Raw genomic sequence first — 10718 nt, forward strand, 5'->3', positions numbered from 1 at the left:
TTTCATGCGCAATACCATTCTCGCTTTCGTTTCAACCGCCGGACTTCTTCTGGGGGTATGCGTTGCTCACGCGGAGGGCAGCCGGACCTTTACCGACGACCTCGGCCGCACCGTGTCCGTCCCCTTACAGCCGAAACGTATCGTCGCCCTGCACGACATCGATCTCACCATTCCGCTGATAGAATTGGGTGTGATACCGGTGGGTAGCCATGGCCGCATGGGTGGAGACGGCAAACCATACCTGCGCTCCAGCGCCATTTTGACCGGTGTCGATTTCGACAATAGCCACATCGCCTATATCGGCTCCATCAACGCCGATCTGGAAGCGATAGTCGCGCTCAAGCCCGATCTCATCCTGACGGAACCGGACCGACCGACACCAATCGAAAAACTGGAGCAGATCGCCCCGACCGTCGCCATCGACAATACGAAGGACGGCGCGCCGCATATCTACAGGGTGCTGGCTGAACTGACCGGCACGCAGGCGCGACTTGCCGTTTTGGACCGACGCTACCGGGCGCAGATCGAAGCGCTGAAGGCCTCGGTCGATACCGGCGCGAGCACTGTCTCGGTGTTCCAGCCACTGAATGGCAAGATTAGCGTCTACCATACGTATCGTGCGCTCGGCCGGGTGCTGCGAGATGCCGGTTTTCGTTTCCCAGCCATCATCGACAATATTCCAGACGGCGAGCGCATCGAGGTAAGCGCCGAGCGCTTGCCGGAGCTCGACGCCGACTTCATTTTCGATCCCTATCGTTCCGATACCGGCGCTTCTCCGCAGGCCGAAATCGACATGATGGAAGCTGTGATGCCGGGTTTCTGCAATTTTCTGCAGGCCTGCCGCGACGGTCGCTACATCCTTCTGCCGCGGGAAGAGGCAATCTCCAACTCCTATGCCGCTCTCAGCCTGATGGTCTCCGCGATCCAGTCGCATCTCACGGTAAGGCCCGAGGCTGAAAAGTAAGGGAACGATTGCCGCGACAAAAGCGCTTGCCTGCGAGCTTGGCGCACTGCTAATCCGTGAAGAAGAGTAAGAAACTCACCTTCACGGAAAGTCCCATGACGACTGGCGAAACCCGTACATCAAGGCCTAGACATACAGACCGTTTCGGTGAGCAACTGCGCAAGCGCCGCGACCGTCTTTCGCCAGGGCTGCTTGCCGTTGCCGAATATATTGACGGCCACCGCCATGCCGTTCTCGGTAAATCGGCGCTGGAGATCGGCTTTGAGACCAATACCTCCGATGCGACGGTCATTCGCGCCATTCAGGCACTTGGGTTTCAGGGGCTGGTCGATCTCAAGGAAACTCTGGAGGCCTATCTCGGCGTGACGGATTCGCCGGTTGAAAAATTGGCCGCTACCACGAAATCCATTTCGGGCAACTGCGACGCGGCAATCGACTTCGTTCTCGAGAACCAGAAAAACGCGCTGGAAATGCTGGCCACTGTGGAAAACCGCGACGCCATGGCCGCCGCCGTGCGTCTTCTGGCGGAAGCACGCGGCATCGGCGTCCTCGGCATCGGAGCCTCCGGCGTCATCGCCACCTATGCCACCCGGCTGTTCCAGCGCTCAGGCGTTCGCTCCTATGCGCTGAACGCCACCGGCATTACGCTTGCCGAACAATTGCTCGACCTTGAAAACGGCCACGTCCTCATCATGCTCCTGCACGGCCGCGCCCACCGCGAAGCCCAAACCGCAATCGCTGAGGCTGGCCGCCTCGACATCCCGATTATCATGCTGCTCGGCCAGGAAGACAGCGTTCTCAAAAAACACGCCAACGCTTATCTCCTGCTGCCCCGTGCAAAGAACGAAGGGGTAGCGCTACACGCCCCATCCTTCATCGCCATGGAAACCATGGCGCTCGCCCTCTCCGCTGCCCGCCCCGACCGAAGCCTTGAGACACTGGAAAGGCTGGTGGAACTGAGAACGTCGATCAGGCCGCACAAGCGGACATAGTGTCGAGGCGAGGTTCGGACCGGCAAGCTATCCGTTATACTCCCTGTCGGAGACGAGATACTCTTGTGTGGTAGACTGATAAAGCGTTATTGACTGTCCGAAGCGATGAAGTCATATCACCGTAAGCAGGCAGACCAGACAGGATCCGCGACGTGCAGGTAGAAGCATTCTCGATATCAGGCTTAAAAAAGATAACTCCGGCTCGGTTTGGAGACAGCAGGGGTTACTTCAGCGAAGTTTTCAAACGGGAATGGTTTCGCGAGAATGTCTCGGATGTCGAATTCGTGCAGGACAATGAATCTCTGTCCGCGCAGGCCGGAACTGTTCGTGGCCTTCATTTTCAGACTCAACCCTTCGCACAGGGCAAACTCGTCCGCTGCCTTCGTGGACGACTATTGGACGTTGCGGTTGATATCAGAACCGGATCACCCACGTTCGGACAATGGACCGCCGTTGAGCTTTCACCGGAAAACGGCGAGCAGCTGTGGGTTCCGGCAGGCTTTGCCCACGGTTTCATGACGCTGGTTGACGACACCGTTATCTCCTACAAGGTGACAGCTCCCTACAGCGCCGCGCATGATCACGGTGTCAAATGGGATGACCCCGCCATCGGCATCAACTGGCCGAAGATAGACGGTTGCGTGCTTTCCGAGAAGGACGCCAAGCAGCCGTCTTTGTCTGAATTGCCTGAATATTTCACCTACGAAAAAACTGGAAACTGATGATGCGCGTTCTAGTCACCGGCGGCGCCGGATTTATCGGGTCTGCCCTTGTGCGTTATCTCGTAAGCGAGGTCGGTGCGGATGTCCTTACAATCGACAAGCTGACTTATGCCGGTAATCTGGCTTCGCTCAAGCCAATCGAAAACGCGCCAAACCACCGCTTTCTTCAGGCTGATATATGCGACCGGGCTGCAATGAATGACGCTTTCGCGACATTTCAGCCGGACTACGTGATGCATCTGGCGGCCGAAAGCCATGTCGATCGCTCCATCACCGGCGCGGCTGATTTTATTCAGACCAATATCAATGGCACTTTCACGATGCTGGAAGCAGCGCGGCAATATTGGAACGGTCTTGCCGAAGACGCAAAATCAGCCTTCCGCATGCTTCACGTCTCGACCGACGAGGTCTACGGTTCGCTCGGAGAGCATGGCCTCTTCGAAGAAACAACGCCCTACGATCCCTCGTCGCCCTATTCCGCTTCAAAAGCCGCAAGCGACCATCTCGCCACGGCATGGCAGCGGACCTATGGCCTTCCGGTCGTGATTTCCAACTGCTCCAACAATTACGGGCCATTCCACTTCCCGGAAAAACTCATTCCGCTGATCATCCTAAACGCCTTGGAAGGCAAGCCGCTTCCGGTCTACGGAAACGGCGCCAACATCCGCGACTGGCTTTATGTGGAAGACCACGCCCGCGCTCTGTGGCTCATTGTCCAGACGGGGCTCGCCGGCGAAAAGTACAATGTCGGCGGCAGAAACGAGCAGAAGAACATCGATGTGGTGAATTGCATCTGCTCCATCCTGGACGAACTGCGCCCGCAGTCAAAGCCTCATGCCGAGCTTATCAAATACGTCACGGATCGCCCTGGTCACGATGCCCGCTACGCTATCGACGCAACAAAGCTCGAAACGGAACTGGGTTGGAAAGCACAGGAAAATTTTGCGACTGGAATTCGCAAGACCGTTGAATGGTACCTCGACAATGAATGGTGGTGGGAGCCGCTACGTCAAGGCGTCTACTCAGGTGAGCGCCTCGGCGTTCTGACGAAGGACTGAACCGGATGCGGCTGGTAGTCACCGGGAAAAATGGACAGGTCGTTAGTGCCCTTCAGGCACTGGCCGGACCAGGTCTGGAGATTGTTGCTCTCGGCCGGCCGGAGCTTGACCTTGCGCGACCTGACACTGTTTTCAAAGCGCTGCGGGACGCGAAACCCGATGTCGTGGTATCGGCCGCTGCCTACACCGCCGTGGATAAGGCGGAAAGCGAACCAGACATCGCTTTTGCCGTCAATCGGGACGGAGCAAAAGCCGTCGCGCGAGCCGCAAATGACATCGGTGTTCCCGTCATTCATATTTCTACGGATTATGTGTTCGACGGCACCAAGACCACTGCTTACGTCGAGAATGATCCCACTGGACCGGCCTCCGTTTACGGCCGCTCAAAGCTCGAAGGCGAACAGGCTGTCTCTGAAATGACCGACAACTATGCTGTTCTGCGAACCGCATGGGTCTATTCGGAATATGGCAGCAATTTCGTAAAAACCATGCTGCGGCTAAGCGAAAGCCGCGACGAGATCAATGTGGTTGCGGACCAGTTTGGCTGCCCCACCTCGGCAAATGACATCGCCATCGCAATTGTGTCGATCGCAAAAAGACTTGCGACGGATCCTTCTGCGCATCTTCGCGGCGTTTTTCACATGTCAGGCACAGGTGAAACGAACTGGGCAGGTTTTGCCAAGCAGATATTCGCATTTTCTGCGGAAAATGGCGGAAAGTCGATTGTTGTCAACGACATCACGACCGCACAATATCCGACGCCGGCCCGACGCCCGGCAAACTCCCGGCTTGATTGCTGTAAGCTGGAAGAAGTTTATGGAATAAGATTGCCGGAATGGCAGACATCAACGCGCGCGGTCATGGCCGCCCTAGCGCAGAACAAAAAGGAAATGCCATGAAGGGCATCATTCTTGCCGGAGGCAGCGGAACCCGTCTGCATCCTATGACATTGGCGGTGTCAAAGCAGATCCTGCCCGTCTACGACAAGCCGATGATCTATTATCCGCTGACGACGTTGATGCTGGCCGGCATTCGCGAGATCCTCATCATCTCGACACCACATGACATGCCGCTTTTCCAGAACCTTCTGAAAGACGGTTCCCAATGGGGTCTCTCGATCGAATACGCCGTTCAGCCAAGCCCGGACGGGCTTGCCCAAGCCTACATGATCGGTGCCGACTTCATTGGTGGCTCCCCGTCTTGCCTGATCCTCGGCGACAATATCTATTACGGGCACGGACTGCCGGAGCTCTTGCAAAGCGGTACTGACGTCAATGACGGAGCCACCGTTTTCGCCTACCACGTCAACGATCCTGAACGTTATGGCGTCGTTGAATTCGATAGCGAGATGCGCGCGCTGTCCATTGAAGAAAAGCCGTTAAAGCCCAAATCCAACTGGGCCGTTACCGGTCTGTATTTTTATGACGCCGATGTCGTGGACATCGCAGCCAATCTCAAGCCTTCCGCGCGCGGCGAGTATGAGATAACGGACGTGAACCGCATTTATCTCGAACGCGGCAAGCTGAAAGTCTCCATCATGGGCCGCGGTTACGCCTGGCTCGACACGGGAACGCCGGATAGCCTGCTCGAAGCCGGGGAATTTGTGCGCACCTTGGAAAAGCGTCAGGGTTTCAAGATAGCTTGCCCTGAAGAGATTGCTTTGAATAAAGGATTCATCACCGCATCAAAATTTGAACAGATCGCTGAATCCGCGGGCAAGGGCGATTATGGCGTTTACCTACGACGTTTAGCAAGCTCGTAACATAGTCGAAAAGCCGCTAGATAGGGCTCCGAACAGCCCGGAATTTACCAGAGACCTTCCTGGCGAAGATACGCAACATGGAAGTTTGCGAAGCGCGAGGCCTGGTCATCGTCGATTTTGACGTACGGAATGTCGCCAACTCTATCCAGAAAGGGCGGTCGCTCACCAGTATACCAGTTGGAACAAACTGAACTCCCAGGGCGTCGAAACTGTGCCACTGTTCTTGGGGAAGGTATGCCTTTTCTCTGTAGAAGCCGTTATCCTCATGGTGAGAAGGGTGTCGCGATAACTTTCGCTAACTCTCCGGAGGATGTTGGCCTTTTAGGGGCAACTCCACTTTTCAACTGCAGCCCTTTGCGGTAGTAGGCCTCAAAGATATGAACGCACCTCGGAAACGACTCGAAATGAATATGATCCAAGCAGCTTTATCCAGACCGCTCGAGCTTTCCGTCGTCGTGCCGACGTTCAATGAGAGTCAGAATATCCGCGAACTGGTAAAAAGATTGGATTTGGCCCTTGGGGAAACAGCATGGGAGTTGATCGTCGTTGACGATGATAGTCCAGATGGCACGTCGAAACTGGTGAAATCACTTTCTGCTGCGGATTCGCGTATCAGATGTATCAGGCGTGTAGGACGCCGAGGTCTTGCAGGTGCTTGCATAGAGGGTATCCTCTCAAGCTCTGCACCGTATGTTTTGGTTATGGACGGCGATCTTCAGCATGATGAATCTATTGTTCCGGAAATGCTGCGATCGCTGGAGGGCGGACAGGATTTGGCAGTCGGCAGCCGCTATGTCGCCGGAGGTTCGTCTAATGAAGGCTTCTCTCGCCTGCGCAAATGGGGTTCGGATACGGCGACAAAGCTCGCTAGACGGGCGCTGAAAATTAGTATTTCAGATCCGATGAGCGGCTTTTTTATGTTGAGGCGCGAGACGTTTGAAGAGGTTGCACCAGCACTCTCCAAGGAAGGTTTTAAGATACTGCTTGATTTCATATCATCTTCACCGTCAAATCTTCGAACAGTAGAAATTCCGTTCAAGTTTCGAGAACGCTTCGAAGGAACCTCCAAACTCGGATCACTTGTAACGGTTGATTACTTGGGACTTCTGTTATCAAAAATATCCGGTGGCGTTTTGCCGGTGCGCTTTTTGATGTTCGCTTCCGTCGGTGCATTCGGCGTCTTGGTTCATCTGCTGACTCTTCGGATAATGCTGGATGCAGTTCAGCTGTCATTTTCGATGGCTCAGTTTGTGGCGACCATGGTTGCGATGACAGGTAATTTTATCCTGAACAACGAGTTGACTTATCGGGATAAAAAACTCCGCGGCGTGCGTTTCTTCACGGGATTGTTGACGTTTTATGCCGCGTGCAGTGTGGGTACCATTGCCAATGTGGGGGTCGCGAGCTGGATTAACGAGGCATGGCACTCGGATGCTTTGCTATCTGGACTAGCCGGGGCGCTCCTCGGAGCAGTGTATAACTACGCGGCGGCATCGATGCTCACTTGGAAAAACTGACCGGCGAGCATTTAGACTTTGCAGACGAATTATAAAAATGAGGTTCCGGATTGCTTACCAAAGAAAATAACAGCCGCGATTACGCGATTTTTGGTGCAATCATACTCTGTGCTTTGTTTGCTGCAGTCAGCGTTCGTTGGGTGATGTTTTACAGGACCGGTGGCGGACTCGATATCGACGAAGCGGGTTATATTGGATACTCGATCGCGCTCGAACGTGCGCTTATCGGCGGCGGCATAGTGGGCTGGCTCCATGCATTCTTTACGCCGACGGGCCAAGCACCCCTCACGATGGTAGTTGCTTCTTTTATCACCACTGAAGCTGGTACCTACTCGGAATGGATCGCACTAACGACCAATAGTTTTATCTTATTCTTCCTGCTTTTTATGGTTTACCTGCTAGCTGCAAGAGAATACGGCCGCAGTGTAGGCTTTTTTTCACTGATAATAGTTGCAACAACTCCATACGTTATTGATTTTTCTCGCCTGTTTAATTTTGGTATACCAACAGCTCTGTTTTTCATCGCAACTATTTATTGCTACCGCCGCAGCGAAGGTATGGCCAAACTCGGCTGGGTCGCAGCAGTTGGGTGTTGCGCAGCATTGATGGTCTTATCACGCACAATGGCATTGGCGTTTTTGCCAGCTTTCGCATTGGTTTTTCTGGTAGAAGGCCTTTTTTGGCGCACTCATATTAAAACGCTAGTGCTATCGATACTTGTCGGGACTGCTACATTCGCGATGGTATGCGGGCCTTGGTTCGCGGTAAATTTCCATATAGTATTTGAATACCTTTTCTCATTCGGTTACGGGCGGAAAGCGGCTGAGTATGGAGCAGGAGAAGGTATTTTTAGCTATGATGACATTAAGTTTAGGCTCTATTTGTTCACTAAATACACTAAACTTACACATATAATATTTTTTCTAATTGGCTTATGTGCGATTGCTATCAGTCTAGTTATTTCAAAGAACGAACGAAAAAAAGGCCTTTCGTTCTCTGCCCACGTTTTACTACTGACATCGCTATGCCTTCTGACTTTGATGTCATCACGAAACATCGGGACGGCCTTTGACTTGCCTTTGTTGCCACCGCTAGTAGTTGCGATGGCGGGTTCTCTAGCGAACATTATTAGGACAACTCGGATAAGATATCTTGCTGCTTCCATTGCTTTGCTTTGCGTTACCCCAGTGTACTTCTTACATGCTGATCAACGGTTATGCGAGGCTTATGAGACGGGATTTTCAGCGTCAGGTGTTGACATAGGTCCTGTGGCGTTTTGTGGTGGAATTATGGAAAACTATATCGGCGATAGGTATGGCCGCGGTAATAACGGCGACCAAATCAGGTCTATAGGCGCCGCTTGGATGAATACGAGCTCGGAGCTATCGCGCGCCTTGACCGAATTGCCTGGATCAGAGTTTGGTGTGGTATTCGCATCGCGACATATTTTGGCGAATGTCAATTCCGTCAACTTAGCAAGAATACAGACAGTTGGTTCATTCCTACCATTACAGCAAATCGATCCCACTGCTGTCACCGACGACGTTGCCCACTACGGAATATGGCTTACAAGCGCGCCTGTTTCGAGTGCTTGCTACGTAGTCATGCTAAACAGCATAGAGGGTGAGTTTCCTTTTCCAGCAAATCCTGAAAACTTACGCGCTGCACTTTCGCAGAATCATTATTCTGTGGTCGCCACCATCGACACACCGACCCACGGCCAATTTTTCGATATATTCCGCAAGCCCGCTGCCGAGTGTGGAAAAGGACTCCAGGAAAACGCTACCGGATCATTAAGCCTTGAAAAAAAGGCAGCACTATTTGATGACGAGCGCAATCGGTCTGGTTTTTTGGTCGGGGGCGAGTTTGCAAGCAGGGAGTAGTGTAGACTAAGCGAGAGTTTGTTCACGAGGCAATCTTCATCGGTCTCGCCTGCATCTAAAAAGGTGACTCGGTTCAGGAAATCATTAAACGGGAAGTATGTGGAACAATGCGGTGTTTGGTGCTTGGAGGCGGGGGATTTCTAGGAAAGAATCTCGTGGATTCGCTCGAGAGAAAAGGTTACTTTGTTCGTAGTTTTGATCGGGCACTGAATGAAAAACGTGGTGGGGCAAGTGAGGAAAAGAGTGCTTCTAACGTTGAGCATTTTTCAGGGAATTTTTTGGCACGATCGGATATTGAAACTGCCCTGAATGGAATTGATGTTTGTTTTCATCTAATTTCGACAACGATAGCCAGCACTTCGAATGCAAACCCGACCTTCGATGTCGAGACCAATTTGTTGGGGACTCTTCAGCTGCTTAAATGCGCTGTGAAGTCGGGTGTAAAACGCATCGTCTTTATATCTTCCGGTGGGACTGTTTATGGTGTTCCTAAGACCATTCCCATTTCAGAGGAGCACAGCACGTATCCCACATCCTCATACGGCATCACCAAGCTTGCTATCGAGAAGTACCTGGATCTTTATCGGTCACTTCATGGACTTGAATATGTCACGCTTAGGCTAGCAAACCCATATGGCGTTGGGCAAAGGCTCGACGCCCAGCAGGGAGCAATAGCTGTTTTCTTAGCGCGTGCGCTGCGTGGCGAGGAGATAAGCATTTGGGGAGACGGCAGCGTTATCCGAGACTATATCTATGTCGATGACGCGATAGATGCTATGGTTCGATCAGCTGATGTCAACATCCAGGGCGGATGTGTCGTTAACATCGGCGCAGGCGTCGGTTACAGCATCAACGAGATTTTGTCTGCAATTGAAAAAGTGACGGGCCGGCGGACAAATAAAAAATATGTCGAAGGGCGCACATATGATGTGCCGGCAAACGTGCTAGACATCTCTGCCGCAGCAAGGTTGCTGGGGTGGACGCCAAAAATTTCGCTCGAGGAAGGGCTTCTTCGTTTTTCGAACTGGATTAAGGACGGCGGCTCCCGCCTTTCATAAGTTGTACGAGGTAGGTCTTGGCTAATAATAATCGCGACGGCGGCTTTGAAGACTTTCGCCAAATGGCCAAAGACTCATCCTTATCGAAATACGAAAAAATAGGATTTCCCGATTCATATCGCGCGGGGTTCGAGACTGCGATTTTTGATGATATCGCAACGAAACTCTCCGGGCTTGAGCGGAGCGGCGCTAAAATACTGGATATTGGCGCCGGATGTAGCGATCTACCACTGATGATAATAGAAAGAGGCCGTGAGCTATCCCAAACAACATACATGATTGATAGCGCAGAAATGTTGGGCCTTTTGCCGGAAGCATCTCATGTCCATAAGCTACCAGGAGCTTTTCCTAACATGTCCGAGTTCGTTCAGGAACATACGGGCTCATTCGACGCTATCCTCTGTTACAGCGTGTTTCAGTATATTTTTGTTGAAATGCCTTTATATAAATTTCTCGATACTGCCCTTTCTTTGCTTGCACCCGGCGGGAAGATGCTGATTGGAGATATTCCAAACATTTCGAAGCGGCGGCGTTTCTTCGCAAGTGAAGCTGGCCGAGAGTATCATCGCAAATTTACAGGGAGCGCTACGGAGCCCGACATCGCGTTCAATCGCATTGAGTTCGACAAGATAGATGATGCAGTGATACTCTCAATCATCGCGAGAGCGAGGGCGCAAGGTTTCGATGCATTTGTCGTGCCGCAAGATCCCCGTCTACCAATGGAAAACCGCCGCGAAGATGTGTTAATTGCTAGGCCCTGAT

10 protein-coding genes are annotated in these 10718 nt (G+C 52.6%); all 10 read left to right on the plus strand.

Features of this window, described 5'->3' with window-relative positions; genetic code table 11:
- The first annotated feature begins 4 nt into the window (after positions 1-4).
- The 10 genes from T18_RS13390 (at position 5) to T18_RS13435 (ending at position 10717) form a co-directional block, all read left to right on the plus strand.
- Positions 5-964, plus strand: a complete 960-nt coding sequence (locus T18_RS13390) for an ABC transporter substrate-binding protein (protein WP_038495252.1) — start codon at positions 5-7, stop codon at positions 962-964.
- Positions 965-1059: 95 nt separating this feature from the next.
- Positions 1060-1956 carry a MurR/RpiR family transcriptional regulator gene (locus T18_RS13395; RefSeq protein WP_038495249.1) on the plus strand — a complete coding sequence of 299 codons (897 nt, stop codon included), beginning with the start codon at positions 1060-1062 and terminating at the stop codon, positions 1954-1956.
- Between the two features lie 152 nt (positions 1957-2108).
- Entirely contained in the window at positions 2109-2678 is a 570-nt protein-coding gene (rfbC, locus tag T18_RS13400) for a dTDP-4-dehydrorhamnose 3,5-epimerase (protein ID WP_038495247.1), read from the plus strand.
- Between the two features lie 2 nt (positions 2679-2680).
- Positions 2681-3736 carry a dTDP-glucose 4,6-dehydratase gene (rfbB, locus tag T18_RS13405; RefSeq protein ID WP_035200314.1) on the plus strand — a complete coding sequence of 352 codons (1056 nt, stop codon included), beginning with the start codon at positions 2681-2683 and terminating at the stop codon, positions 3734-3736.
- A gap of 5 nt (positions 3737-3741) precedes the next feature.
- A complete protein-coding gene (gene rfbD / locus T18_RS13410) occupies positions 3742-4635 on the plus strand; it encodes a dTDP-4-dehydrorhamnose reductase (RefSeq protein WP_038495244.1) in 894 nt (297 codons plus the stop codon).
- Positions 4632-5498 (plus strand): glucose-1-phosphate thymidylyltransferase RfbA, encoded by an 867-nt coding sequence (gene rfbA / locus T18_RS13415; RefSeq protein WP_038495241.1) that lies wholly within the window; start codon positions 4632-4634, stop codon positions 5496-5498. The genes rfbD and rfbA overlap by 4 nt, the downstream gene beginning before the upstream one ends.
- A 404-nt stretch (positions 5499-5902) precedes the next feature.
- A complete protein-coding gene (locus T18_RS13420) occupies positions 5903-7015 on the plus strand; it encodes a glycosyltransferase family 2 protein (protein ID WP_198848189.1) in 1113 nt (370 codons plus the stop codon).
- Positions 7016-7065: 50 nt separating this feature from the next.
- A complete protein-coding gene (locus T18_RS13425) occupies positions 7066-8898 on the plus strand; it encodes an ArnT family glycosyltransferase (RefSeq protein ID WP_038495235.1) in 1833 nt (610 codons plus the stop codon).
- A 107-nt stretch (positions 8899-9005) separates the two neighbouring features.
- On the plus strand, positions 9006-9956 hold the full coding sequence (locus T18_RS13430) for an NAD-dependent epimerase/dehydratase family protein (protein ID WP_038495232.1): 951 nt from the start codon (positions 9006-9008) through the stop codon (positions 9954-9956).
- A 17-nt stretch (positions 9957-9973) separates the two neighbouring features.
- Entirely contained in the window at positions 9974-10717 is a 744-nt protein-coding gene (locus T18_RS13435) for a class I SAM-dependent methyltransferase (protein ID WP_038495229.1), read from the plus strand.
- Position 10718: the final 1 nt, after the last annotated feature.

The sequence above is a fragment of the Rhizobium sp. TBD182 genome, from assembly GCF_001950375.1.
Lineage (GTDB): Bacteria > Pseudomonadota > Alphaproteobacteria > Rhizobiales > Rhizobiaceae > Agrobacterium > Agrobacterium tumefaciens.